The following is a 26,310-nucleotide window of genomic DNA, read 5'->3' as shown; positions in this document are numbered from 1 at the left end:
TTACTTCGCTAAAAAGAAGACTAGCTTTGACGTTTTGTGGGGTACGGAAACACTGAAGGAGGAGGCTGAACCATGAAACCCACCGACACCAGCGAAGCTGGGCTCGAAACTTTGATCTGCCGGGCGCTGACGGGCAGTGACTGTGCGCCCCGGCCTGCCGTTACCCAGGCGGTCGTTGCCGAGACGCCGGAACCCTACGGCGGTGTGGGTTGGCTCCCCGGCGACCCGGCCGACTATGACCGGGAATACTGCGTCGATCTGGCTCAGTTTGCGGCCTTTCTGCGCGCCACACAGCCTGAGGTCGCCAAAGCGCTCGATCTGGATCACGACAGCCCCACGCGGCGCAAGTTTCTGGCGCGCCTTCAGGGCGAGGTGAGCAAGCGCGGGGTGGTGGACGTGCTGAGAGGCGGCATCCAGCACGGGCCTTACCGCATTGAGCTCTTCTACGGCACGCCTTCCCCCGGAAACGGGCAAGCGCGGGCGCTCTATGAGCAGAACCGCTTCACCGTCACGCGCCAGCTCCGCTACAGCCGTGACGAGACGCAGCGGGCGCTGGATCTTGTGCTCTTTATCAACGGCCTGCCGGTTTTTACTTTCGAGCTCAAAAACAGGCTGACCAAACAGACGGTGCATGACGCCATCGAGCAGTACAGGCGCGACCGCAACCCGCGCGAAAAGCTCTTCGAGCTGGGCCGCTGCGTGGCGCATTTTGCGGTGGACGACAACGAGGTGTGGTTCTGCACGCACCTTGCGGGCAAGGCGTCGTGGTTTCTGCCTTTCAACAAGGGATGGAACAACGGCGCGGGCAATCCGCCCAATCCGCAGGGGCTCAAGACCGATTATCTCTGGCGGGAGGTTCTCACCCGGGAGAGCCTGACCGATATCATCGAAAACTACGCGCAACTCGTCGTGGAAAAGGACCCAAAAAGCGGAAGGAAGTCGCGCAAGCAGATTTTCCCGCGTTATCACCAGCTCGACGTGGTGCGCAAGCTACTTGCAGATGCCCGGGAGCATGGCGCAGGGCGGAGGTATCTCATCCAGCATTCGGCCGGCAGCGGCAAGTCCAACTCCATCGCCTGGCTGGCCCACCAGTTGATCGGTCTCGCGAGGGACGGCAGGCCTATTTTCGATTCCATTATCGTGGTGACCGACCGGCGCATCCTGGACCAGCAGATCCGGGACACGGTCAAGCAGTTTGCCCAGGTGAGCGCTACGGTTGGGCACGCCGAACATTCCGGCGATCTGCGGCGCTTCATCGAGAGCGGCAAAAAGATCATCATCACGACGCTGCAGAAGTTCCCGTTCATCCTCGACGAAATCGGCGGCGAGCACCGCGGGCGCCATTTTGCCATCATCATCGACGAGGCGCATTCGGGGCAGGGGGGCCGTACCTCGGCCAAAATGAGCATGGCTTTGTCGGAAGCCGGCGCGGAGGACGAAGAGGAAACCTTCGAGGACCGGATCAACCGGCTCATGGAGACCCGGAAGCTTTTGCCGAACGCCAGCTATTTCGCCTTTACCGCCACCCCGAAAAATAAGACGCTCGAGATGTTCGGTGAACCCGACCCGCAGCCCGACGGCACGGTCAAACACCGGCCGTTTCATAGCTACACCATGAAACAGGCCATTCAGGAAGGGTTCATCCTGGATGTGCTGGCCCACTATACACCGGTCAAGAGCTACTATAAGCTCATCAAGAAGATTGAGGACGACCCGGAATTCGACGTCAAAAAGGCGCAGAAGAAGCTGCGTCGCTTCGTCGAGGGGCACGAGCACGCCATTCGGCTCAAGGCCGAGATCATGGTGGACCATTTTCACGAGCAAGTGATTGCCAAGGGCAAGATCGGTGGCCGGGCGCGGGCCATGGTGGTGACCGGCGGCATCGAGCGGGCCATCCAGTACTTCCATGCTTTTAAGGCGTACCTTGCCGAGCGCAAAAGCCCCTATCGGGCGATTGTGGCCTTCTCGGGGGAGCACGAGTACGGCGGGCAACCGGTCACCGAAGCCATCCTCAACGGCTTTCCCTCGAACCAGATCGCCGACAAGATCCGGGAGGACCCGTATCGGTTTTTGATCTGCGCCGACAAATTTCAGACCGGCTACGACGAGCCACTCCTGCACACAATGTACGTGGACAAGGTGCTCTCCGGGGTCAAGGCCGTGCAGACACTTTCGCGCCTTAACCGCGCCCACCCGCAGAAGCACGATACCTTCGTCCTCGATTTCGTCAACGACCCGGAGACGATCCGGAAGGCCTTCGAGCCCTACTACCGGACGACCATCCTCGCGGACGAGACCGACCCGAACAAGCTGCACGACCTCAAGGCCGACCTCGACGGGTACCAGGTGTACGCGCTCGAAGAGGTGGATGAACTGGTACGGCTGTACCTGGACGGCGCCGATCGCGACCGTCTCGACCCGATCCTTGACGCCTGTGTGACCACCTACATGGAGCACCTCGATGAGGACGGTCAGGTCGACTTCAAAGGCAAGGCCAAGGCGTTTCTGCGAACGTATCATTTTCTGTCGTCGATCCTCCCCTACACCAACGCCGAGTGGGAGAAGCTGTCGATTTTCCTCAACTTCCTGGTGCCCAAATTGCCGGCGCCGATAGAGGAGGACCTTTCGAAGGGCATCCTCGAGGCGATCGACATGGACAGCTACCGGGTCGAGAAACAGGCGACCATGAGGATCGCGCTTGCCGATGCGGATGCGGAGATCGAACCGCTGCCCGCGGGGGGCGGGGGATATAAGCCCGAACCGGAGCTGGACCGCCTCTCGAACATCATCAAGGCTTTTAACGATCAGTTTGGCAACATCCCCTGGACCGACGCCGATCGGGTGCGCAAACTCATCACCGAGGAGATTCCGGCACGTGTGGCGGCCGACACCGCCTACCAGAACGCACGCAAGTATTCCGACAAACAGAACGCACGGATTGAGCACGACAAGGCGCTCGGTCGCGTTATGATCGCATTGCTGCAGGATGACACCGAACTCTTTAAGCAGTTCAGCGACAACGAAGGGTTCCGGCGCTGGCTAACGGATACGGTGTTCGCACTGACCTACGGCGAACCTGGCAGCGCGAGGTAGCCAGGACCCAGACGAGGTCGACCAGCGCTATTTCGCTTGGACGTTGTCTACGGTAACATAAAAGGGGACCACTGTTGCACGATCGATCCTCGGCGGTTTTAATTCCTGATCAAGTGGCCATGTATGGCAGGGTGGCAAAGCTATTGTCTCTGAGCAAGCCCTCAATCCGGCCGTTGAAGGGAGGATTGGGAGGGGATGGACTGTGAACTGCTCGTGTAGGTCATCCCGGTCGATCAAATCTAGGTATGAACCGATGAAATCGGGAATTTCATCCACCCAGGCGATCTGAGCGAGTTCATCCGCCTTACGGAAAAAGAATCCCACCCCTAGCAAGCGATCTTCCCAGATATACCTACGGTCCTGAAGCGACCAGATGGTGAAGACCCGCAGTTCCCAGAAGTATGTTGCGGGATGCCTTGCGCGCCCACCATTCAACAATGAGCTCATAGGGTCATGTTTCCAGTAATCAATCGACATGGCTATAGCTCATTATGGGGAACCTCTTTATCTCTGCGTGTAGCCACAAAAAGGCGAGGATCCAGGCGAGGTTGATCACATCGATGGCGATCGCGATCGCTGTCACTATGCGATAACTTTTGAACTCTTCCGCACCGGCTGCAACAGCGGCTTGGATGCTCGACAATTGGTCATTTCAGATCACTCTTTAGTTTGTGGAGAGAGTTGCGTAAAACTTTCTGACCAATGTCAAGTTCCAGATATCGATTCTCCACCCACTGCATTCTCTGAAGGATATTATATTATTCACAAGGTCGGACTGCGCCGTTTTATGGAGTTCAGTTGTCTTTTCCGACAATTCATGGAAGGTGCTGCCCAGCTTTGCCAGGTTATTGACGGTCTCTAAAAGATCGTCACTCAAGTTTTGCACCCAGCATGAACCTGTAGATTGTTGATTTCACTGAGTTTTTGAGTCATAGATAAGCAAAACATCCTCATCTTTTGGTAGGCTGGAGTTACCAAGACCAGAATCTACGCCAAAAAGAGAGGATGTTTCCTACATGATACGTGATGCTCAGCATCCAGATCAACTCCAATCTATGGTAATGGCGTTCTTCAAAGAGTACCTCTTAAGCCTCGAAATTGGATTGGACAGCCTCCCTAATTATTTCTGAGACTTATGAAGTCAGGAGGTTGTTCAAATGGAACGTCGCAAATTTACTCCAGAGTTCAAGCGTCAAGTTGTTGAGCAGGCGATTGCTGCTGGGAATAACACCGTGGTCGCGCGCAAGTACGACATTCGCCCGAATGTGGTGAGCAAGTGGGTTCGTCAGTATAAGGCTGGTCAATCCATGCAGGGCAGCAGTCCAAAAGGAAATGCCACCCACGTAACCCAGCAGGAACATGACCGGCTCGTCGCCGAGAATCGTGAATTGGACAAGCACGAACGCCCATCTCAAACAGCTGTTGGGTGAGAAAGACCTCGAAATCGCTATCTTGCGTGACCTGCTAAAAAAAGCCAACCCTCACTTGCGGATAAAGTAGCCGTTGCGCACAAGTGGCTCACAGCCGGATACAACGCAACTCTCGTGCTGCGCATCGTGGGGGTCTCTCGATCCACTTATTATTACCAATTGACACATGAGCCCAAGCCGCATACGACGGCCGGCGGACGAGTTTGCACTACCTCTCGCCGGTCGAGTTTAACCGCCGTCACATCGAAACATGGTTACAACCAAGTCGACCGGTTCGAGTATGACGTACGGCGGTACGTAGTATGGATCTTTGCCCCTTAACGGCCCACACGCCAGCGGGGGGAAGAGCTGTCAAGGAGGACCGAAGGTCCAGCAACGGCGATCCTTGACGGCCCGACGACCGATGGTAATTTCTAGATGAGAGCAAAGGCCGTAGCAAGACTGCACAACAGCGCAATATCGGGAGCAGGTTTCCAATCTGCAGGGGTTAATCCGCAGAATATGGTTATGATCAAGCGATGTTTCGGCCTCTTCATCAAACTGTTGACGTGTGCCAATCTTGAGGATATAATTTCAACAGCTATATCATAATCCGACCGAGAGATTGGGCTTGGGTTCACGGACTTGTTATCGGTCGCCTGAGCAAGCTGTCCATTAGGAAAAATGGACAGTTTGAACAAGCTGCCGATAATGCCGTAGGCCAAAGCCAGGTAAATCGGTATGTTTCTTGTTGGGAGAAGGCAAGAAACGTACCGTTTTTTATTATGAGAGGAGGGAAATGTTTGAAGGAGCTGGCCTTGCGAAGGACGAAAGGATCGGTAGAAGCCGAGATCAGCAAAGCATTGACGCAATGGGAAAAAGATTACCTTGGACGTGGTTCGGTGTCTGTGAAAACGGACATTTTACGGGATATGATCATTGTGACATTGCGCGGAGTTTTGACTCCCGCAGAATATTCCCTTTGTGAATCCAAGGAAGGATTGTTGACCATTAAAAGGACCCGTTCCGATTTGGTGGAATCCGGTGTCGAAACGTTGAAAAACATGATTTTTGACATTACCGGCGAAGAAGTTATTACGTTTCATACCGATCTCAGCACACGCACGGGTGAACGGGTGATGGTTTTCCGTTTGGCAAACAATCTGGAAAAAATGTTTTCTGCGTAAAATCTTGGACAAACCCGGGAGATCTTCAAAAAACTTGATGGTTCGTTGAAGATAAACCGGCTTTTTCAGAAGCGCAAGGGTACGCAATGACCTTTGTGCACGCTGAAAAGGCCGGTTTTTTTAATGAAGCCAACCTCCGTGTTTCAAGCGAAGCAAACTTACAAGGAGGAAGAAAAATGTTTTTACCGGATTTGCTCCAAAATAACCATTTCCCGTGGGGCAGGGAGCATTCCGTTCCGTCGAATGAACGAAGCAGTAAAAACAGCTTGTTTGTTCTGGGAATGGAAGAGGAATTGGAACAGTTTTTGTTCGCAGGTGACAATCCCGTTCAAGGAAAAATGTTCGTTTTGAAGTGTTTCGGTCCCATCATTTTGCATCCTTTCGGCGATGTCATGCGCTCCATTATTTTGGCCGTTTACGGAGAACAAGTAACCGACATTTTTGTCGTCGGGACGGAGAAAGAGCAACATCCAGCTGTTCCAGATAGCTTGTTCTATTGTCTTGACGATGAAGCGATGGCGAAAAAAAGGCAGACGTTGGATTACATGTTTCAATACTGCCGTCCTGAATTTCCTTTCGGAGATCTCATGCAATGGTTGAGCGGTTGCCCCTCGGCCACGGAAAGTGTACGGCAAAGCGTGCGGGCGATCCGCATGCATCCCTTGATTCCGGTCAGTGTTCAAGTCCAGGGCTTTCTTCTAAAAAACGGGCAAATGGCCCCCATTGACTGTTGATCCAGGGTACATGATTCTGGTGCAAAGGATTCCCAGGCTGATTGTGGCAAGGAATAAGGAGGATGGGCATGGGCTCATCATTATTTCTGGCTTTGTTTGCAGGACATGCCTTGATGTTGATCAGTGCCGGATTATTGTTGCATCCGCGGATTTCGAGTGACTATCTTCGCATCCACATCCGGTTGTTTGCGATTCCGCTGGCGGTTTCTGTGGTTGGACTTTTCTTTGCCGAACAACAGGCGGCGTTTGGGTGGTGGCGTTCCGATCGTCTCGGTTGGCTCATGTCCTGTTATATCTTGCTGCTAGGGTGGCTGGTCCAGCGTTTTAGTTTCCGCTTTTTCCAGGGTGATCGATCCTGGCGGAAGGTTTTTACACTGTTGACGCTGACGGTCAGTGTGGCTTCCGTGACATGGTTCGGGGATGACATGCGCTGGATCGTTTTATGTTGGGGACTGTCGTTGTTCAGTTTTGTGGCACTGGTGATGCAAAAAAAGGAATGGGAACCGGCCAAACGGCTGTCCTGGCTGATGGCCAAGATGTTCGCGGCAAGTTGGTTCTCGCTGTTCGTTTCTGTCATATGGCTATGGAATGCTACAGGAGAATGGCGACTTTCCTTAGTCTTTTCGACGGAAAACTTGTCTATTCTTGCAGGCGAGACAATCTTTGCGGTGAACGTGTTGCTCTTTCTGGCTGCCATTATTCCGGCAGGACAGTGGCCTTTTCACCGCTGGTTGTTGGCGTCGGCGGTGATACCGACTCCGATTTCAGCCGTCATGCATGCCGGTCTGGTCAATGCCGGCGCGCTCCTGCTGGCCAGATTTGCGCCGTTGTTTTCCGGCAGCACGGCGCAAACGTTGCTGTTGTTATTTGCACTCGTCTCCGTGTTGATCGGCACGGGAATCCTCACGGTTCATGTGGATTACAAGCGGCAATTGGTGGCTTCAACGATGGCGCAAATGGGGATGATGTTTGTCCAATGCGCTTTGGGGGCATACGGGTTGGCCGTCCTGCATCTGATGCTGCACGGTTGGTTTAAGGCTTTCCTCTTTCTGCAATCCGGTTCAGTGGTGCCGCGGACAAAACCGATCATGGATGCGCCGGCGACATCGGCAAAAGGCTGGCTGTTGGCCGGCGTGGCCTTAGGGGGTGTGTTAGGCTGGGGATATTGGATGCTCGATCCCCACGAGAACGCGAGACTGTTGAGAGCCTTACTTCTTGGCTGGTCGCTGGCGTTTGCGTGGGGGCAGATGATCGTTTTTCGTAACGGACGTTGGGCGGGATTTACGTTGCTGGCGGGATTGGCGATGCTTTCCGAAACGTTTCACAGCGGTTTGATGCGTTTTTTGGGGCTGGCTCTGCCGCAGAAACACGGCGTGACGGCGTTCCACGAAATCGCGGTGGTTCTGTTTTTCATCGTTGGAGGATACGCTGGTCGCTGGATTGCTTCTTTGCGCTCCGATTTTTCGGAGACATTGTACATGCGGCTTGTCCATTGGGGCGAACCGCATCCCGACTTTGTGGAGAGCCTTCCGCGTTATCTCATGGCATATGTGCGGCAAAGGAGGTAAACAAAAATGAGCCCATTAACCCTTTTGCCAGAGCGTACCGAGGAACAACGAGAAAAAACGGCGTCTGAGGAAATCCAAGTTGATAAGCTCGTCGCAAGGGCGAGTGGGGCCATCGCTCCTCTTTGGCCCATTCGCACTTTTATTGCGCGGCATCCGTGGATGAATTTGGAAGCACTGACGTTTGAGGAAGTGGCGTATCGCTTCAAAACCACGCAACATCTCGACCTTTTTCCGTCCATGTCCATGTTGCGTGCGGCTCTGCATCGCGGGGAACTGGATCCAGGGTTTCTGGAAATGCGCTTTCAGCGCTGGCTGGATAAACATGCTCTGGCCATTCCGAGGTCGGAAGCGGAACATTTCTTCCGCCAGATGCTTTGGAACGACAAACTTCCTGCAACGGAAACAGCTTCGGAAAAGGAACGCTTTTTGGCCTGTATCAAAGAAAGTGGAGCGGCATGTTTGAACAATCCTTGGATTGCCATACCGAAAAGCGCACTCCTCCAAGAGCATCATAAAACGCCGTGGCCGCGGATCTTGGATCAGCAAATGATCAAGTGGTGCAAACTGTTTTTGGATGAATCGCAAGCTTTATGGCCCATGCCATACCGGGAAAAGGGGTTTTATCACGCATGGTGGAAGCTCGTGTGCCGCGATCCCCTTTTGCGCCGGGAGCAACGCAAAAGGCTGGAACAGCTGCCTGATGATGCGGAAGAGGCTTTGCAGCTAGTGTTGCGCCATCTGGGCATTCAGCGAGAGGAGATGGAGGGGTACTTAAGGGCGCATCTGCTTTCGTTGCCTGGCTGGGCGGGCATGCTCTTGTGGCGCTCGCAAACAGCCGGCCTGGACCACAAATTGCTGATTGATTATTTGGCCATTCGTTTGTCGCTGGAATGGGCGCTGGTTGCCCCGTATTTGCCGGTGTCCCAAGGACGAGATGACGCCGCGGAGACACTCCTTCCGACGCTTGCGGCATGGATGAAATGGGGGGGATGGACAACTGAGAAATGGCTGCAGCTGCCTCCGGCACAACAGCGTATCCGCCTGTCGCTGGCCGAGCGGTTTGACAAAGTGGTCAGGCAACAACTATGGCTGGAAGCTTGGGAAGATACCCAGGAAGCAAAATTAAAGAATCGTTTGACCCACCGTTATGAAGCCGGCAGGTCACAAAAGTTGGCGGCCCAGCTGTTGTTTTGCATCGATGTTCGTTCGGAACCGTTTCGCCGGCATTTGGAGCGTGAAGGGCCTTTTGAAACGTTCGGATGCGCCGGTTTTTTTGGACTGCCTGTACAAACGCGGCAATTGGGCAACGGTGAAGCACATGCTTCCTGTCCGCCGATTGTCAAACCGCAACATGAGATCCGTGAATGCGCGCCGACGCCGGAGATTCAGGCGTATCTCCGTCGCCATCATACCCTGCTGATGATGCAACAGACGTTCAAAAAAATGAAACAACAGCTGTTGCCGAGCCTATTGCTGCCGGAAATGAGCGGACTGTTTCTGGGGCTGGCAATGTTGGCCAGAACCTTTTTGCCCGACTGGGCGCCACGCTTTCTTCTCCATCAGCGGCAACGGTTTTTACGCAAACCGGAAACCCGTCTGACACTTCATCGCGACGGTTCTGGCGAAAATGGCCAATTGCCGGTGGGATTTTCCCTGGAGGAAAAAATCGGTTATGCGAGCGATTTGTTGAGAAGTATCGGATTGACCGCTTCCTTTGCGCCACTTGTGGTCGTGTGCGGACATGGCAGCGAAACGACCAACAATCCGTACGCATCCGCACTGGATTGCGGCGCTTGCGGAGGAGCGGCCGGCGGATTGAACGCACGCCTGTTGGCGGAGCTGTGCAACTCAAAAGAAGTCCGGGAGGGTCTTACTAAGGAGGGCATTGTCATTCCGGAAGATACGGTTTTTGTAGCGGCGGAGCACAATACGACAGTGAACCAACTTCGCTGGCTGCACGTGCCGGCCCTTTCTGAACCCGCGCAAAAGGCGTTGGTTTTATTGCAGGAGAAACTCCGGGAAGTAAGCCGCAAGGTTAATCTGGAACAGATGTCGAAGTTGCCCGGTGTCCGCAACCGGGTGCACGATCCTTTCGCTGAAGCTTGCCGTCGAGCCGTCGATTGGAGTGAAATCCGGCCGGAATGGGGATTGGCGGGGAATATGGCCATGGTCATCGGACAGCGCCGGCTGACAAAGGACTGCCATTTGGAAGGAAAGGTGTTCTTGCACAGTTACGACTGGCGCCAGGATCCGGACGGCGAATCGTTGGCCCAGATTGTTGCCGGCCCGGTAACGGTGGCGCAATGGATCAACTTGCAATATTACGCATCCACGGTTGCCCCGCATTATTACGGCAGTGGCGACAAAACGACACAGACCGTGACGGCGGGCATCGGAGTCATGCAAGGGAACGCCAGCGATTTGCTTTCCGGATTGCCGTGGCAGTCGGTCGTGGCATTGGATCAGGAGGCGTTTCATTCCCCTCTCCGGTTGCTTGTCATCGTAGAAGCGCCACAGCATTACATCGCACGGTTATTGGAGCAAGATCGGCATTTTCGCAGAAAGGTAAAAAACGGTTGGCTACGCCTTGTATCCATTGAACCTGAACACGGGAAATGGATCCGATGGGAGCCAGAAGATATTTCGGAATCATATCATTAATGGCGTTGTCACATTCAACCTGATTTTCCCACGTTTTTGGGGAAAATCTTTTTTTTTTATCACTTGAATACCCCTCAAATCCTTTGTTCTATGAAATCAAAAGGAGGTTAAATTGAAAATGTTGACGCTTCACATCCTGCTGGTGCCTCTGATCGGTTTACCGATGTTGGGATTGCTTCGAAAGAAACTTTACCGGGATGCTGCGGTTTTTGGGGCTGTATCTATGATCGGTACGGATTATGGGTTGGTATCGTGAATCATCGTCCTTTTATTATTACGATCTTTATTGAGAGTATCTTTGATACTTTCGATGCGGGATGAACAATGGAAAAAAGCTTGCAGGCCATCTGACTCTTCGTACTTGGCCTACAAGCCGGGTGTAGCATTGCGATGATAGATTTTCTCAGTGGAGCTATGGGACCGCCACGGCAGGATAAGGCAAAAACATGGCCTCAATGGCGGATCAGGTAGTCAAAAGCCCCCAGAGCTGCTGTCGCTCCGCTGCCCATAGAAATGATAATCTGCTTGTAGGCGGAATCCGTGCAGTCACCGGCGGCAAAAACACCGGGAACATTCGTCGCGCCATACTTGTCGACAAGAATTTCCCCGAAACGGTTCCGTTCAACCGTGCCTGCCAGCCATTCGGTGTTCGGTACGAGTCCGATTTGGACGAAAACGCCGTCCACTTTCAGCTCTTTTTCTACACCGCTGTCCCGTTCAACATATGTGAGGCCCTGGACACGTTCCGTTCCGTTGATCGACTTCGTCTCAACGTTTTTCAGCACCGTGACATTATCCAGGCTATACAACCGTTCCTGCAGGATGGCGTCCGCCTTCAACTCCGGCAAAAATTCAAGCAAGGTCACATGACGGGCAATACCTGCCAGATCGATGGCCGCTTCAACACCAGAGTTTCCTCCGCCGATTACGGCCACATCCTTGCCTTCAAAGAGGGGACCGTCGCAATGGGGACAATACGCCACCCCTTTGTTTTTCAATTCTTGTTCACCTGGTACACCAAGCTCTCTCCAGCGGGCGCCGGTGCAGATGATTACCGTCTTGCTTTTCAGTACCGCCCCGTTTTCCAATTCGACTTCGATGAGTTCTTTCTTTTCCAAACGTTTGGCACGGTATGGCTGGATAATGTCGATGTTATAATTTCTGACATGCTCTTCAAGACCGGCAGCCAATTTGGGTCCTTCGGTTTGTTTGACACTGATGAAATTTTCAATAGTCAATGTATCCAGGATCTGCCCTCCGAACCGCTCGGCTACAATGCCCGTGCGTATTCCTTTGCGGGCGGCATAAATGGCGGCGCTGGCTCCCGCCGGGCCCCCTCCTATCACCAGTACATCGAACGGATCTTTGTTGCTCAGTTCAGTCGGATCCGCTTCGCTGCCCAATTTGGACAAAATATCCTCCAGAGACATCCTGCCGCTGCCAAAGGGTTTCCCATTCAAAAACACGGTTGGAACCGCCATTACATTTTTGCTTTCCACTTCTTCCTTGAAAGCAGCGCCATCAATCATGGTGTGGGAAATATTAGGATTGAGGATGCTCATCAGATTAAGGGCCTGAACCACATCCGGGCAGTTGTGGCAACTTAAGCTGACATAAGTTTCAAAGCGGTATTCGTCTTTAATGTTTTTGATCCGTTCAATAATGGATTGATCCACTTTTGGCGGTCTGCCGCTCACTTGCAGAAGCGCCAGGATGAACGAGCTGAATTCGTGTCCCAAAGGCAAACCGGCAAAGACAACACCCGTCTCTTCACCGGGTCGATTGACGCTGAAGCTGGGGATTCTGTCCAGCTGTGTACGGTCAACTTTGATTTTGGGAGACATTTCCGTCAGTTCTTGAACGAGGTCAAGCATTTTGCGGGAAAGGTCGTCGTCCCCCGCTGACACTTTCAAAACAACTTCCCCTTCAAGAAGGTCAAGGTATTGTTTTAATTGTGTTTTCGTCTCTTGATCAAGCACCATGTCCCGTTCCCCCAAGTCAATTGGAAGTTTTACAAAACAGCCTTTCCTGAAGGGCGGCACCCTTCAGGAAAGGCTTGACTGGGTTTTTACAAAAACGATCCTTGGATTTTGCCCACAAGGATCCTTAGATTTTGCCCACAAGATCGATGCTGGGCTTTAATGTTTCTTCTCCTTCTTTCCATTTGGCCGGGCAAACTTCGCCAGGGTTGTTGCGTACGTATTGGGCAGCCTTGATTTTGTTGATCAAGATGCTGGCATCACGGCCGATACCACCGGCATTGATTTCAACGAACTGAATAATGCCGTCGGGATCGATAATAAACGTGCCTCTCTGGGCGAGGCCTTCTTTTTCATCCAAAACCTCAAAATTGCGGGAAAGGGTGTGGCTCGGATCACCAATCATCGGATAAGTGATTTTCCTGATCGTTTCAGAGCTGTCATGCCACGCCTTGTGGGTGAAATGCGTGTCCGTCGAGACGGAATAAACTTCTACACCCAGCGCTTTCAGCTCCTCGTAATGGTTTTGCAGATCTTCAAGTTCAGTGGGGCAAACAAAGGTAAAATCTGCCGGATAGAAACAAATGACGCTCCATTTGCCTTTCAGATCCTGTTCGGTCACGTCAATGAACTGCCCGTTGTGATAAGCCTTTGCTTTAAATGGTTTTACTTCAGTGCCAACCAATGACATGGTTATTCCTCCTCCTTTTTTTTTGCGTATCCTCTGCCCCGGCACAAAGATATGTAAGCTGGCTGCCGAGGCAGGCTGAATAGAATTATTTTAATGACATAATTATTATTATATATTATGGCCGGCATTGTCAACTCTTATGCTCAACTTAAAAAGCGCAGAATGGTGAACCTTGCCTCTTCTTGCAAATCGGGCTAGAGAGTAATGGCACGCCTTCCGTTAGGATTCCATTACATGAATGTCTACATGAATGTCGAAAAGTTTTCCCCTTTCCATGACAACTGGCCGGCCACTTTGTCGAAATCGGTTGCCGGTTCCTGGCAGGCGAAATTTTTGCACAGGTAAACGGTCGGCTTTCCGCCGATGCTTCGGTGAGTCGGTATATACGGGGCAAGGCGCCGCCAAAGTGCTTCATCCACCGTTTCATCATGATAAATGAGCACCGCTTCGGGAAGAAACAAGGGCTGCAATTTCCTGCCGATCACGGGCAACCCGGATTCGTCCCTGGGTCCTGTAAAAACGATTTCCTTGGTTTCCTGCAGGTAGAAATAGGCATAGTCATCGGCGTAGGCGGGAAAGGCGCCTGGCAAACGGTCATATAAATGTGATCGATGTCGGGACGCTCCTCCCGGTCCACCTTGACCGGCACGAAATGCCGGTTCAGGATGCCGGCCACTTCCGGATCCTCAAACGACTCCCTTTCCATCACATGGCACCAGTGGCAGGTGGAATAGCCGATGGAGAGAAAAATCGGCTTGTCTTCCTCTTTGGCTTTCGTAAAGGCTTCATTACCCCACGGATACCAATCAACGGGGTTGTACGCGTGCTGAAGCAGGTAGGGTGATTTTTCGTTCGCCAGACGGTTTGGTTTTTTTCCCGGTTGGGTCGTCAAAAGGAAGCCTCCTTCATTCCTCATCTAGACTTGTACCGATTCACTGTTAGTATATGCTTGCATTTTCCGGCATACTCCGTCGCAAGCGGCAACGAGTTTTCTGAAAACCTGCGGTGTTCATCAAAGGGCACGGCACGGCGATACATCCCATCCATTCAGTTCTGATATAGTAATGGGGAAATGGGGAGAAAAATGAGGAATTGACGGCAAAAGACTCCATTCAAGGGCATGTTTTTCAGTCAAGCGGAAACTGCAGCGGATTCCACTCGCGCAATTCCAAGGTGCGCGCGCCTTCGGCGACGACCGGGTCGGCTTCGGCGAGCCGCTTCGCCTCTTCGAACGAATCGGCGCGGTAGATGACCATGCCGCCCTTTCCGTCTGTGAAAGGCCCGGCCATGAGGACCTTGTTTTCCTTGTACAGCCGGTTCACGTACTCCAGGTGGGCCGGACGCACTTTGGCGTTCAAGTCGGCATCGATGATGGTCAAAAGCGCGACATAATACATGTTCGGATCAGTTCCTTTCCTGATGAGTGGGCGGACCTGCCGCCGCTGTGATGATCTGCTGCCAGCATTGTACAACATTGGCCGCCCGGTGAACAGCGGCTTGGAGGGGTGGCTTGGAGGAGTATCTCCGGCGGTTCGAGCGGTTTTCCGGAAGCAGTGCCGCAATCGGAACAAATGCTGGTCCGGAGTCTTCACGGAACTGTTTTTCGAAAAACGGCTCACCAGATTCGCAGAGTGGTTGGTTTTAAGTGTCAATAGATTGGATGGTCAATCAGTTCAATTGAACCCTAAAACTGGCCATTGGAGAAAATAGCGGATAGGGATTGTGGTCAGGCAAATCAACAAACGGGCTTGGCAACAGCAAGTAATTTAAAATTTGCTTGCTTTTATTTGTCGGTTTTATTTTTGCAGTAAATGTGACTTCTTCACCTGGTTTAAGTTCACTATATAAATAAGGAGCATCGTTAAAGGGTATCTGTTTCCAATCTAATAAAGCCACAAGAAAGAAATCCATCCTTTCCATTTCTTTGTTTCCGATTGTTACATGATGTTCTAAAACTCCATTTTCAGGTACCGTTCCTTTAAACCATGATTTATATTTATCATCTGATTGACTCAAGAAAACGCCATGTATTCGTCCTGGATTAATTGAAGGCCCAAGTTTCTGGGGATCGATTGGGGACAATTCTTGTGATTGCTTCTCATTCAATAAATTCACTCGAACGTAGAAGGGTTGGATGAATTCAAAAGCGCCATTAACGTTGTCAGGAGCTGAATCAGGGCTTTTGAAAACAATAAAGTTGATGGAATGAAAATCCTCATTAAGATTTTCCAGCGATACTTCAATTGGAACATATTCTTTGGCTTCTGCCGAAAATCGGAAAACGGTATATTCTTTTCCATCTACTTTGAATGGGATTTGTTGACCACGATCAAATACGGTTAATAGGAATTCTCCTTGATGGGAGACCATGTTTCCAAATACAATTTTCTTATTGAATTTATTTCCGTTCAATACAAAAGTCCTTTTTGCCTCTATTGTATCATCCGGATTATATAAACCTATTGAAAATCCTTCTGCCCCTTTCGCTATTGGAAGTTGATGATCATCATACGGGCTTGATGTGCTGGAGCAGGATGAAATGAAAACAATCAAGAAAGTTATTAGAAAAAACAGATGTATTTTTCTCATGATTTTCCCCTTTTCATTCATCAAAGATGAGCTTCCAGGAGCGGGTTGGTACAATGGTATGTCCAGAAGGGAAGTAGTAACTCATGTGCGATCATCACGACAGAACGGTTATCACACCATTCCAGGTGCCGCTTCCTTCGCCGCTCACGCCGGTGCAAATATTAAGGCGAGCCAACCGTTTCGTGGTTGAAGTCGTGACCGATGACGGCCTAAAGTTGCATCTTCACCTGCCCAACTCCGGTCGCATGTCCGAACTTCTGGCCTCCGGCGCGCAGGGCTTGGCCCGTCTTCACGGCTTGCCCAGCCGGCGCACCGCCGGGACATTATTGCTTGTACGCCATGAGGGCCGTTGGGTTTCCGTCGATGCACACCTGCCCAACCGCCTGTTTGTCCGCGGTCTGGCCTCCGGCGCCTTGGCTCCGTTTCGCGATTTTACCCGGTGGCGGAGTGAATTTGTTGTTGACGGTGCACGGCTTGATTTTTTGCTGGAGGATTCCGAAGGTGCGCATTGCTTCGTGGAAACCAAATCCTGTAATCTGGTCGAGCACGGGGTGGCACTGTTCCCTGATGCGCCTACCGCGCGTGGCACGCGTCATTTGGAGGTGCTCACCTCGGCGGTGCAGCGGGGCATCCGTGCTGCGGTGGTTTGGTTTGTTCAGCGGGACGACGCGAGCCTCTTGCGTCCCAATATTGGGTCTGATCCCGCCTTTGCTGCTGCCTTGCGCACTGCCGTGGCCAACGGTGTCGAGGCTTACGCCTACCGCTGCCAAGTGACACCGGAAGCCGTTACGGCACTGGAAACCATTCCGGTCATTCCATGATTTGCTATCTGTGAATTTCTATATTTTAAGAGTACTGAAATCTGGAAATTGTTCAAGGTTGTTTTTGTAATTTTTTGTCGATGTTGGCGATTGCCTGCTAACACAATAGCCCTATCGGGATTGTAGTTGCCTAACGGGGTGGAAATAAAGAAGCCGCGCTGCAATTTGTCTTAAACTATCACTTCCCATGGGCTTTAAAAGATGCAACATCTTTTAACTTTAGAGTCGCAGGGACTTTCAAGATATCCCTAAAGTTATTGAATTCATCTGCATTGAGGCACACGTACATTTTTTGGGTAAGAGTATCCAAAATGTAATATTCAACCTTTGTCTCGTCCGGAATTTCATAACTGTTGCTGCTTCCGGGATATGCAGGTTTAAGTTTATACCGTTTTGCTAAAATATATCTATCATCAAATGCCACTTCGACCACTTTGGCTGGTATTATCAAAGGCGGATTGCGTGGATCCCATCCCTCTTTGGGGATAATATCTATTTCATGTGCCGAACTTCTAACCAACTGATACCCACCAGGTAAATCATAAGAGTAATCAGTTGGCCCAGGACCAAAACCAACAACCCCAACGATAAAGAATAATGAAAAGACCAGAGTGAAAAAAGCGCCCACTATAACCAACAGTGACAAAGATAGAGTTTTTACCTTTTTTATTTCAGGTCACCTCTCCATTCTTTCTGTATGGATTCTTTCTGTATGGAAAAAACTTTTACAGAGTGGATGATCAAGGTGAAAAAGACACTTGCCCTGAATAAACTTTTTTCAATTTTTTCAAAAGTATATTTTTCGGTCATGTGGCGGTATGCATTGACTTTGCTTGCTTTATTTTTTCTGTTAATCACTTTTAAACCGCTGATCAACCAATTCCTCATTGCCCATGTTCCCGATGCTGGAACAAAAGACCTGGACGTGAACTATGTATTGTCCAACTTGCCTTTGTTGTTCTGGGTATCTTTTTTGGCCCTTGTTTTGTGCCTGGTTTTATGTGTGAAGCACCGAAACATCCATTTCTTTTTTACGGCATTGCTGTTCCTGTATTCCGGTTGTTATTTTTTTGTCAGGAACATTTACGAAATATATATCCTGGCCATTGACGGACCTTATCCCCACTATGGGTCGTCGCAACTCGGCATGGCTCATTTGATCATCCTAGCGCTTGCGTTCCTTTCGTTGGTTGCGGAAACGGCATACCTGAAAAGAGTCCATATGCGTGCCGGGTTGAAGTCCGTGCGGTTTATCACATATAGCATCTGGTTCATTGCAACGGTATACTATTTGTATCCATTTATTCATCAATTTATTAATTTCCGGCAATGGTGATTGAAGATGAAAAAAGGGGAAAAATTCGCTGATTCGTTTTATTTATGGGGAACTCCGATTTTTATGTCCCTTTTGTACACCTTTTTGATATATGGCAATGTATTTCCTCCTGAAATTAATTTTAACAAGTTTTCCGGTTTTTATTTGGGTTGCTTCGTTTGGTTTATCTGTGGTTTAGTTTTGGACATTCGTATTAAAAGGAAAGGCCTTACCATCCGTGAAATTGTTAAAAAGATACTAGACAATCATTGATTTTCTGTTAATCGCGCAGTTACCCGATTTTTGAGACAAGGCCCGAATTCACCCTGTACACTTCATGACACAAGGTTTCAATATCCGTTTTATGATGGGAAGTGATTTTAGTATGGTCGCGCCCCGTTCGTTTTCTTGTCTTACGATGCGGTAAAGATTTTCGACAGCTTCTTCGTCCAATCCGTTGGTGGCTTCATCCAGCAAAATCAAGTCCGGTGCTTCCATGATGGCCTGGGCAATGGCCAGTTTCTGTTTCATGCCCAGCGAATAGGCTTTTACCCGTGCGATGGTCTTCCGGATTCAGTCCCACACGCTGAATGGCTGACTTGATCTGCTCGTCGTTGATTTTCCCTTGAATATCGGCCAGGAATTTCAAATTGTCGAATCCGGAATACTGCTCCAGGAATCCGGGTTTTTCAAAAACCACACTGGTATTCTTCGGGAAGGAGATCTCTTTATGTAACCTTTTTCCAAAAACGGATACTTCCCCTGAAGAAGGCTTTTCGCAGAAATTAAGATGCCTAAAATCGACAGCAGAACAGTGGACGGGATCAATTTGAACATGTCTTTTTGCAAAAGACGGTATTCTGAACTTCAATAAACAAAAATTTTCTGAGGTAATACGAAAAGCGGCTCATTCGAATGATCTGATAATGCAGATTGCCGGTGGTTCTTTCCCTGTAAATCGCATCAACGATCGGCAGGGCGATGAGCAGCGGAAAGATAAAGTAGTAAAACGACGAAAAAGTCCTTGTCATGCCTGCCCACACATTCCCAATGACAATGATGAGCAACGTACAAAGGCTTTTGTAAGTGATTTTATTTTTGAACAGTCTCCTGAATTCAATGATCATTGTGCACCCCGTCGTTCATGCGTTTGTTTCTCCAATTTGTCATCCTATGATTGCGATTGTTTTTCAATATGTACCAGGCATCTGAAAACAATCATCACCGCCTTAAATATGCCGTATCCGAAAATGACGCCGCAAAAATTGAAGATGACATCGTTGATATCTACATAGCGAAAAGTAAATCCAACGATGAGTGCGATGGCCAATTGAAGCATTTCTAAAAGAACGCCTAACAAAACTCCAAGTATGGAGATTTTCTTCCAATTCACTTTGGCAATAAAAGGAAGTCCGAAACCGAATGGCATCGTGAGTAAAATATTGAGCAATGATGTTTTTACCGCAAATGCATGGGGATGAAAGGGGATAAAATTAGCATCCCTCCATACGTTTTGGCCGATTTCCCGTTTTGTATCTTCGCTTAAAATGATTGGGAATTGGGTATAATCCAAAACTTTGCAGAGATAAACATAGAAAATCGAAAAGAAAAACAGATAAGTGACCGATTTCTTACATTTGAATTTAAGAATTAGCACCAGGAATCCCCATAATAAAACCGCTCCAATCAAGGTATATCCGTCAAAATCAATAAGCATGCCGGGTGCCTCCGTATTTAACGTAGCAGGGTGTCTAAATCGACGTCTTGAATATTAATTTTTATCAAGCGAATCTTTAACCGGCATGAAAAATTTTATAAATTTGACTTTGGCTCTGATCATTAATTATAAAGAGTATTTAAAGGTGTATATTTTTCAAGAGTATGTTTTGTAACTTTTTGTCGATTATTGGTGGTTATCTTGACAAATCGGTTAACATTCTGTGAACATTCCCGATGATCGGGATTTTCTGGAGAAACCGTTCGCAAGGATGTTTTCATACAAGACTTGGGGAAACAATCGCGATGCACCGAGGCAGGATACAATATATCCTTACTAAACTAAAAGCGGAACACCCTGATTGATGGCGGTCATCATCTATGCCCCTGCATGAAATCTTCCAGTCAGATATCCCCCTCATTGCTCACAACTTCTACATAATCACATTCTAAGATATTTTTGAAAAGGATCTTTACGAAGAAGTTGGGGGTATACCTTGATGTACGGAAGGAAGATCAGGACCGCACTCATCACCGGTGCCATCGCCCTTTTGTTGACGGGATGCGTCAACGCGGGCGGACATACGATGCACGGGATGGATCACGCAAACAAGACGACGGATCAAAAGCAGGAACAAGTGCCGGACCAAACCGGCACAACCACAAAAACGGCCGTGTTGACCGGCAAAGAGTTTACCTTGACGGCAAAAGTCAGCCAACAAGAGCTGGCGCCGGGGGTTACGCTTCCCGTCTGGACGTTCAACAACTCTGTCCCTGGTCCGGTAATCCGGGTCAAGCAAGGAGAGACCGTCAAAATCACCTTGAGAAATGAACTGCCCGAACCGGTCTCCATCCACTGGCACGGTTATCCGGTTCCGAATGCGATGGATGGCGTTCCGGGTGTCACGCAAAACGCGGTTCAACCGGGGCAATCTTTCACATATGAATTCAAAGCCACCGTGCCCGGAACGTACTGGTATCATTCGCATCAAGACAGCGTCAATCAACTCGACCGCGGCCTGTACGGGGCATTGATCGTGGAACCCAAAGACGGACCCGGGGTTGATCGCGATTACACGCTGGTTTTGGACGAGTGGATGAGCGCCGGCATCCACATGTCCGGCGGCAACATGCCAGCATCGCATATGTCCGGTATGGACCATGACCATATGCATATGAGCGGCTCCGATAACGGCAAATCAACCGGCCATGGTCAAACGAACTCGGATCACGGCGGACATGACATGAATATGTACGATTTGTTCACGATCAACGGGAAATCCGGTTCGCTCGTGGAGAAACTGCCCGTCAGACACGGGGAAAAAGTTCGCATCCGGCTCATCAACGCAGGCTTCCTGACGCATCACATTCACCTGCACGGGCATGAATTTAAAATCACGGCTGTCGACGGCCAGCCGCTGAACAACCCGGGCGTACTCAAAGACAATGTTGTCGCCATCGCCCCCGGAGAACGCTATGATATTGAATTCGAAGCCAACAATCCCGGCCAATGGTTCATTGAAGATCACGGGGACAAGGAAGCCGTCAAAGGGATGAAGGCCGTTATCGCCTATGAAGGATCTGCCGGTGGGGCGGATCAGCCGAACGAAAAGGCGCAGTTGGCGGCGGTGGACCTCAGCAGTTACGGACAGGCCGGAAAGATGAACTTTACGCTGGATCAAAAGTACACGCTGGAATACACGATGAATTTGGACACGGAAACCAAGAACGGCGCAACAGTCTACACTATCAACGGAAAAGTGTTTCCGAACACCGAACCGCTTACAGTCAAGAAAGGGAACACCGTCAAGGTGCGTCTCGTCAACCGTTCCAAGACCGACGATCATCCGATGCACCTGCACGGGCACTTCTTTCAAATACTAAGCAAGAACGGCAAACCGCTGAAAGGGGCTCCGCTCATCAAGGATACGTTGAATCTGAAACCGGGAGAAGAATACGTCGTTGCTTTCCAAGCAAACAACAAGGGCGATTGGATGTTCCACTGCCACGATCTGCACCATGCCTCCGCCGGCATGGTGACGGAATTGAAATATACGGATTACAAAACCGATTTTGTTCCGGATCCAGGGGCCGGGAACAAACCGGAATAATCATCTGCGCATGACGGGAAACGGCAGGGCCGCCATTTCCCGTTTATGTTTGGATGACACCATTCGTCTCATTATAATTACGGTAAAGGCCATGCGAAGGGTGAATGTTGATGAAAACCATCCTCATGGTGGATGATGAAGACAAAATCCGGGACGTGGTTGTTTCTTATCTCCGGAAGCACGGATTTCGCACGCTGGAAGCCGGAACAGGAACAGAAGCGCTGCAAACCATCCGCCGGGACCGGGTCGACCTGGTCATCCTCGATTTGATGCTGCCTGACCTCCCAGGGGAAGAAGTGTGTGAGAAAATCCGTCAAGAGTCGTCGGTTCCTATTCTCATGCTTACAGCGAAGGTGGACAAAGCCTCGCGGATTCGCGGGCTGACCATTGGGGCCGACGATTACGTGATAAAACCCTTTGATCCCCTCGAAGTGGTGGCCAGAGTCAGGGCGATTCTCCGCCGGAGCGACGATCATGACCTGCTTGCCGATCGCATTTCCTTCAACAATGGGGAGTTGGTGATCGATTCGGTCCATCATGCTGTGTTTCTTCGCGGCCGGCCTGTCAATTTGACCCCCAGCGAATTCAAATTGCTGCTTGTACTGGCCCGGCATCCGCAACGGCATTTTCACCGGGAAGAACTGGTGGAGAAAGTGTTGGGGTTGGATTTCGAGGGGGACGTTCGCGCCATTGACCAACATGTCAAAAACTTGCGCCAGAAAATTGAACCGGATCCGAAACAACCCACGTACATTCAAACCGTATACGGAATCGGTTATCGCTTTACGGGAGGCTCCCGATGAAATTCGGATTGCGCTATCGCTTGTCGCTCGTGTTGCTGAGCGCCGTTGTCGGAACGTTGCTTCTCGCCGGGATCAGCCTGATGGCAGAAACCCATTACCATTTTCATCTTTATCAAGAACAATATGGGATGGATCACAATCTGCAAGGGCTTACTTTTCATCTGGAACAAGCCTTGCTTCAATCCATGATGTGGACGCTCCTCGGTGCGTTTGTTCTCGCTGCCGTCATCAGCTTGTATCTGGCGAAACGCCTATCCGCCCCTCTGATAGAAATGAAACAGGCGGCGGAAAAAATCACGCGTGGGGATTTATCTGTACGCATACATGTTCCTGGAAGCGATGAACTCTCCGAACTGGGGAGAGCACTAAACCACCTTGCGGAGCAATTGCAGCAACAAGAGCGGCTTCGCGTCACCATGACGCAGGATATCGCCCATGATTTGCGGACGCCGCTGGCCACATTAAAGAGTCATATGCAGGCCATGCTGGATCAAATCTGGGAACCGACACCCGCACGGCTGCGTTCCTGTTATGAAGAAACTGAACGTCTCATCACGTTGGTTGCCGACTTGGAGCAATTGACGGAAATGGACTCTCCCCATTTCCGCCTTCACCGGAAACCGGAAAACCTTGCGGCGCTCATCGAACAAAGCGTCCGCATTGTATCGGCAGCTTTCCTGGAAAAGGGCGTCCGGCTTGCGGTGCAACCGCACCCTGCCCTCTGTTTGAACGTGGATCGGGATCGGTTGATTCAGATTCTGGTCAATGTCTTAAGCAATTCCCTCAAATTTACTCCCGAAGGCGGGAAGGTCGAAATACGGGTAGAGGATGAGAACGGTTCGGTTCTCATCACCGTGCAAGACACGGGGCCGGGCATCGCGCCGGAGGATTTGCCCTATGTTTTTGAACGGTTTTATCGCGCGGACAAGTCGCGGAACAGGAAGTCCGGGGGTGGCGGCATTGGGCTTACAATTGTCAAAAAGCTGGTGGAAGCACATGGTGGAAAGGTATGGATCGAAAGCGACAATGGCACAATAGTGAGCATACGTTTGCCGAAGGAATGACGCCGATACCAAAAGAGACGCCCCGCCCGCATCTTGCACGTTTTCAAGAAAAGTTGACGCGACAAGTCTGGAATCTGCGGCAATGTGACATCGAGCCTTTCTGATGTCTCCTTCGTTTCCGATGTCTTTTTCGTTTAAGAAAATCCACTGAGAAAAGGTGTTTCGTATGGGTCAATGTGTCGTGATCGGATCAGGTATCCTTGGCGCGTCCATCGCTTATCATTTGGCAAAAGCGGGGGTTGACGTGACCATCGTAGACCGCCATGATTGCGGACAGGCCACAGATGCAGGGGCAGGGATCATATGCCCCTGGCTTTCCGAGCGACGCAGCCGGTCCTGGCATCGCTTAACCCAAGGCGGGGCCCGCTTTTACCCGAAATTGATCAGAGCTTTGGCCGCCGATGGGCAGACAGATACCGGATTTGCTCAAGTCGGTGCCATTTATCTGCATACGGATGCCACCCGACTGAAAGAAATGGAAGACCGGGCGAAACGACGCCGACGGGAGGCGCCGGAAATGGGAGAAATCGCCCGATTATCTCCGGCAGAGACGCAGGCTTTATTTCCCCCGTTGTCCGAGCGATATGCTTCCCTCCATATCAGCGGTGGCGCACGAGTGGATGGACGGTTGTTGCGCGACGCCCTGATCAATGCGGCCAAGCGATACGGTGCTTCCTATAAACAAGGCGATGCCCGTCTGGTCCATCAAGACCGACGGGTCACCGGTGTGACGATCAATGGGGAACGGATCAGTGGGGAGATGGTGATCTTAGCGGCAGGGGTGTGGGCGAACGATGTGCTCGAATCCCTGGGGGTGAGAATGTCCGTTCGGCCGAAGAAAGGACAGATCGTTCATCTGAAGATGCCTGATGCCGATACCAGCCGATGGCCGGTGGTACGGACGCCTGACGGCCCTTATCTTCTGGCATTCGATGGGGGACGGATCGTGGTCGGGGCCACCCATGAAGATGAGGCAGGTTATGATACCCGTGTTACTGCAGGCGGTATGTGGGAATTATTGAAAAAAGCCTTGGATGTGGCCCCTGGGTTATATTCAAGCACCTGGCTGGAAACCCGGGTTGGCCTACGGCCTTACACTCCCGGTGCGCTTCCGGCCGTTGGCTGGCTTCCGGGCTATGAGGGGCTTGTGGTAGCAAATGGACTAGGAGCGTTCGGTTTAACCGTTGGCCCGTATCTCGGATCCGAAATAGCCAAGTGGGTCCAGGGTCAGCCGACCGAACTTGATTTCAGCGCATATGACCTTTCGAAGGCTTTGGGTTAAACCCCAACAACCATCTTTGACGTTCATGACTTGTTTTCATAAATCACTTCCTTCGTCTCTGGATCAAAGCGGATGAATCCGGTGATCGGTACGTAGCGCCCATTTTCGGCTTTCATCATCCTTAATGAAGTGACACCATACCGGTTTTCTGAAGTATAGGTCACACTGGGCAAAATCGAGCCATCCCAATGATCAAATGTTTCCAAAGCTTGAATGAAGTTGTCCCAAGTCAGCTGTTCACCAGTCCGTTTTAAAGCTTCAACGAAAATTTGTGCCACCGCCCAACCGCTCTGCGTCAAAGAACCAATGAGCTGAGGGGTTTGTCGAAATCGCTCCAAATATTGTTTCATCTCGGGATCATCACTTTGCTCCGGCGAAGGCAATGTAGTGGACGTGATCACCCCTTCCCAAACTTCTTTTCCGGCAATATTGAATTGATTCGGATCAGAACCTCCGGTGCTTGACACCAAAAACGGCAACCCAGTCGCATGAATCTTGTACATTTCTTTGCGGAGGGAAGCAGCCGGCTTGGGAGTGGTAAACATGATGACGGCATCCGGGTCTGATGCAACGATTCATTGTGCTTGGGAACTGAAATCTTGATCGGTTGCCAAAAACGGAATTTCAGCTGCCACTTCCACACCGGGATATTCCGCAACGGCTTTTTTTTGCCCCTTCCAGTCCTTGTTTGCCGAAATCATCGTTTTGGAAGACCAATGTGATCCGTTTCGCACCCAACTGGTTAATGGCGTAATCGACGTAAATCCTGCTTTCGATCATGTAGTTGAACTGGTACCCAAAGAAATTCCGTATCGGGGGCTCCACAAACATGTTGGCGCCCGTTCCGAGCCCAACGACCGGAATCCCCTTTTCCTCAAGATATGGTTTCATCGCATTCACATTTGCGGTGCCTATCGGATAAAGAATCGCAAACACTTTTTCTTCTTCGACCAGCCGTTTCGCGCCTTTTACCGTCTCGGATGGTTGATATCGATCATCATGCGCGATCAATGTCAATTTTCTTCCAAACACACCGCCATTTTCGTTCACAACATCAAAATAGGCCTGAATGCCCTGGCGCACTTTGTCATATTCGGCCGTTGCGCCTGTCTGCGGTCCCAAATGCCCGACTAAAATTTCCGTATCCGTAACGCCTTGAGCAAGCGACGGGGATTCGCCATCGCCGGAAGTGGAACCGGCAGGCTGGGTATCGCCGCATGCCGTCAAGGCGACAAGCAGAACACAGATGAAAAGAATGCCGATATAGGAAAATCTGTTTCGGAACAT

General features: G+C 50.7%; 26 protein-coding genes and 2 pseudogenes. 14 read left to right on the top strand and 14 right to left on the bottom strand.

Going from position 1 to position 26,310, the window contains the following annotated elements; all coding sequences use genetic code 11:
* Positions 1–72: 72 nt before the first annotated feature.
* Positions 73–3,093: a DEAD/DEAH box helicase gene (locus BAA01_07505; GenBank protein ID OUM90813.1), complete on the top strand. Its 3,021-nt coding sequence runs from the start codon at positions 73–75 to the stop codon at positions 3,091–3,093.
* A 27-nt stretch (positions 3,094–3,120) separates the two neighbouring features.
* On the opposite strand, the gene BAA01_07500 is transcribed toward BAA01_07505, so the two are convergent.
* Together BAA01_07500 and BAA01_07495 are read right to left on the bottom strand one after the other, a co-directional pair.
* Positions 3,121–3,570, bottom strand: coding sequence for a hypothetical protein (locus tag BAA01_07500; protein OUM90812.1), 450 nt, complete (start codon positions 3,568–3,570; stop codon positions 3,121–3,123).
* A gap of 187 nt (positions 3,571–3,757) precedes the next feature.
* On the bottom strand, positions 3,758–3,979 hold the full coding sequence (locus BAA01_07495) for a hypothetical protein (protein OUM90811.1): 222 nt from the start codon (positions 3,977–3,979) through the stop codon (positions 3,758–3,760).
* A gap of 271 nt (positions 3,980–4,250) precedes the next feature.
* Between BAA01_07495 and BAA01_07490 the strand changes: the two are divergent.
* From BAA01_07490 to BAA01_07465, 6 genes and pseudogenes are all read left to right on the top strand, one after another.
* Positions 4,251–4,593, top strand: a pseudogene (locus BAA01_07490) (transposase).
* 694 nt (positions 4,594–5,287) lie between these two features.
* Positions 5,288–5,689, top strand: a complete 402-nt coding sequence (locus tag BAA01_07485) for a hypothetical protein (GenBank protein OUM90810.1) — start codon at positions 5,288–5,290, stop codon at positions 5,687–5,689.
* Positions 5,690–5,775: 86 nt separating this feature from the next.
* Positions 5,776–6,423 carry a hypothetical protein gene (locus BAA01_07480; protein ID OUM90809.1) on the top strand — a complete coding sequence of 216 codons (648 nt, stop codon included), beginning with the start codon at positions 5,776–5,778 and terminating at the stop codon, positions 6,421–6,423.
* A 68-nt stretch (positions 6,424–6,491) separates the two neighbouring features.
* Positions 6,492–7,991: an NADH dehydrogenase gene (locus BAA01_07475; protein ID OUM90808.1), complete on the top strand. Its 1,500-nt coding sequence runs from the start codon at positions 6,492–6,494 to the stop codon at positions 7,989–7,991.
* 6 nt (positions 7,992–7,997) lie between these two features.
* A complete protein-coding gene (locus BAA01_07470) occupies positions 7,998–10,652 on the top strand; it encodes a hypothetical protein (protein ID OUM90807.1) in 2,655 nt (884 codons plus the stop codon).
* 118 nt (positions 10,653–10,770) lie between these two features.
* Positions 10,771–10,973: pseudogene (locus tag BAA01_07465) on the top strand (hypothetical protein).
* Between the two features lie 131 nt (positions 10,974–11,104).
* Here the strand turns inward: BAA01_07465 and BAA01_07460 are convergent.
* From BAA01_07460 to BAA01_07435, 6 genes are all read right to left on the bottom strand, one after another.
* Positions 11,105–12,634: an alkyl hydroperoxide reductase subunit F gene (locus BAA01_07460; protein ID OUM90806.1), complete on the bottom strand. Its 1,530-nt coding sequence runs from the start codon at positions 12,632–12,634 to the stop codon at positions 11,105–11,107.
* Between the two features lie 124 nt (positions 12,635–12,758).
* A complete protein-coding gene (locus BAA01_07455) occupies positions 12,759–13,322 on the bottom strand; it encodes a peroxiredoxin (protein ID OUM90805.1) in 564 nt (187 codons plus the stop codon).
* A gap of 242 nt (positions 13,323–13,564) precedes the next feature.
* Complete coding sequence (locus tag BAA01_07450) at positions 13,565–13,813, bottom strand: hypothetical protein (GenBank protein ID OUM90804.1); 249 nt, start codon at positions 13,811–13,813, stop codon at positions 13,565–13,567.
* Positions 13,804–14,214, bottom strand: a complete 411-nt coding sequence (locus BAA01_07445; protein ID OUM90803.1) for a hypothetical protein — start codon at positions 14,212–14,214, stop codon at positions 13,804–13,806. Before BAA01_07445 ends, BAA01_07450 begins: the two co-directional genes overlap by 10 nt.
* Before the next feature lie 235 nt (positions 14,215–14,449).
* Positions 14,450–14,719, bottom strand: coding sequence for a hypothetical protein (locus BAA01_07440; protein ID OUM90802.1), 270 nt, complete (start codon positions 14,717–14,719; stop codon positions 14,450–14,452).
* A 271-nt stretch (positions 14,720–14,990) separates the two neighbouring features.
* On the bottom strand, positions 14,991–15,911 hold the full coding sequence (locus tag BAA01_07435) for a hypothetical protein (GenBank protein OUM90801.1): 921 nt from the start codon (positions 15,909–15,911) through the stop codon (positions 14,991–14,993).
* A gap of 83 nt (positions 15,912–15,994) precedes the next feature.
* Between BAA01_07435 and BAA01_07430 the strand changes: the two genes are divergently transcribed.
* A complete protein-coding gene (locus BAA01_07430; GenBank protein ID OUM90800.1) occupies positions 15,995–16,732 on the top strand; it encodes a hypothetical protein in 738 nt (245 codons plus the stop codon).
* Between the two features lie 178 nt (positions 16,733–16,910).
* Here BAA01_07430 and BAA01_07425 read toward each other — a convergent pair whose 3' ends face one another.
* Complete coding sequence (locus BAA01_07425; GenBank protein OUM90799.1) at positions 16,911–17,378, bottom strand: hypothetical protein; 468 nt, start codon at positions 17,376–17,378, stop codon at positions 16,911–16,913.
* Between the two features lie 66 nt (positions 17,379–17,444).
* Between BAA01_07425 and BAA01_07420 the strand changes: the two genes are divergently transcribed.
* On the top strand, positions 17,445–18,068 hold the full coding sequence (locus BAA01_07420) for a hypothetical protein (protein ID OUM90798.1): 624 nt from the start codon (positions 17,445–17,447) through the stop codon (positions 18,066–18,068).
* Between the two features lie 6 nt (positions 18,069–18,074).
* Positions 18,075–18,320, top strand: coding sequence for a hypothetical protein (locus BAA01_07415; protein ID OUM90797.1), 246 nt, complete (start codon positions 18,075–18,077; stop codon positions 18,318–18,320).
* Between the two features lie 48 nt (positions 18,321–18,368).
* Here BAA01_07415 and BAA01_07410 read toward each other — a convergent pair whose 3' ends face one another.
* From BAA01_07410 to BAA01_07400, 3 genes are all read right to left on the bottom strand, one after another.
* Positions 18,369–18,578 (bottom strand): hypothetical protein, encoded by a 210-nt coding sequence (locus BAA01_07410; protein ID OUM90796.1) that lies wholly within the window; start codon positions 18,576–18,578, stop codon positions 18,369–18,371.
* A 293-nt stretch (positions 18,579–18,871) separates the two neighbouring features.
* The gene (locus BAA01_07405; GenBank protein ID OUM90795.1) at positions 18,872–19,174 is read right to left on the bottom strand and encodes a hypothetical protein; all 303 of its coding nucleotides are present in this window, start codon (positions 19,172–19,174) and stop codon (positions 18,872–18,874) included.
* A 44-nt stretch (positions 19,175–19,218) separates the two neighbouring features.
* Positions 19,219–19,764 carry a teicoplanin resistance protein VanZ gene (locus BAA01_07400; GenBank protein ID OUM90794.1) on the bottom strand — a complete coding sequence of 182 codons (546 nt, stop codon included), beginning with the start codon at positions 19,762–19,764 and terminating at the stop codon, positions 19,219–19,221.
* A gap of 499 nt (positions 19,765–20,263) precedes the next feature.
* On the opposite strand from BAA01_07400, the gene BAA01_07395 reads away from it, so the two are divergent.
* From BAA01_07395 to BAA01_07380, 4 genes are all read left to right on the top strand, one after another.
* A complete protein-coding gene (locus tag BAA01_07395) occupies positions 20,264–21,874 on the top strand; it encodes a copper oxidase (protein OUM90793.1) in 1,611 nt (536 codons plus the stop codon).
* 110 nt (positions 21,875–21,984) lie between these two features.
* Positions 21,985–22,677, top strand: coding sequence for a DNA-binding response regulator (locus BAA01_07390; protein ID OUM90792.1), 693 nt, complete (start codon positions 21,985–21,987; stop codon positions 22,675–22,677).
* Positions 22,674–23,741, top strand: a complete 1,068-nt coding sequence (locus tag BAA01_07385) for a two-component sensor histidine kinase (protein OUM90791.1) — start codon at positions 22,674–22,676, stop codon at positions 23,739–23,741. Before BAA01_07390 ends, BAA01_07385 begins: the two co-directional genes overlap by 4 nt.
* A gap of 166 nt (positions 23,742–23,907) precedes the next feature.
* Positions 23,908–25,023, top strand: coding sequence for an oxidoreductase (locus BAA01_07380; GenBank protein ID OUM90790.1), 1,116 nt, complete (start codon positions 23,908–23,910; stop codon positions 25,021–25,023).
* Between the two features lie 23 nt (positions 25,024–25,046).
* Here BAA01_07380 and BAA01_07375 read toward each other — a convergent pair whose 3' ends face one another.
* Both BAA01_07375 and BAA01_07370 read right to left on the bottom strand, forming a co-directional pair.
* A complete protein-coding gene (locus tag BAA01_07375; protein OUM90789.1) occupies positions 25,047–25,568 on the bottom strand; it encodes a hypothetical protein in 522 nt (173 codons plus the stop codon).
* A 79-nt stretch (positions 25,569–25,647) separates the two neighbouring features.
* The gene (locus tag BAA01_07370) at positions 25,648–26,310 is read right to left on the bottom strand and encodes a hypothetical protein (protein OUM90788.1); all 663 of its coding nucleotides are present in this window, start codon (positions 26,308–26,310) and stop codon (positions 25,648–25,650) included.

It is taken from the genome of Bacillus thermozeamaize (genome assembly GCA_002159075.1).
In the GTDB taxonomy this organism is placed as follows: Bacteria; Bacillota; Bacilli; order ZCTH02-B2; family ZCTH02-B2; genus Bacillus_BB; species Bacillus_BB thermozeamaize.
The sequence above is the reverse complement of the archived record's forward strand: the minus strand, read 5'-3'. Positions and strand labels throughout refer to the sequence as shown.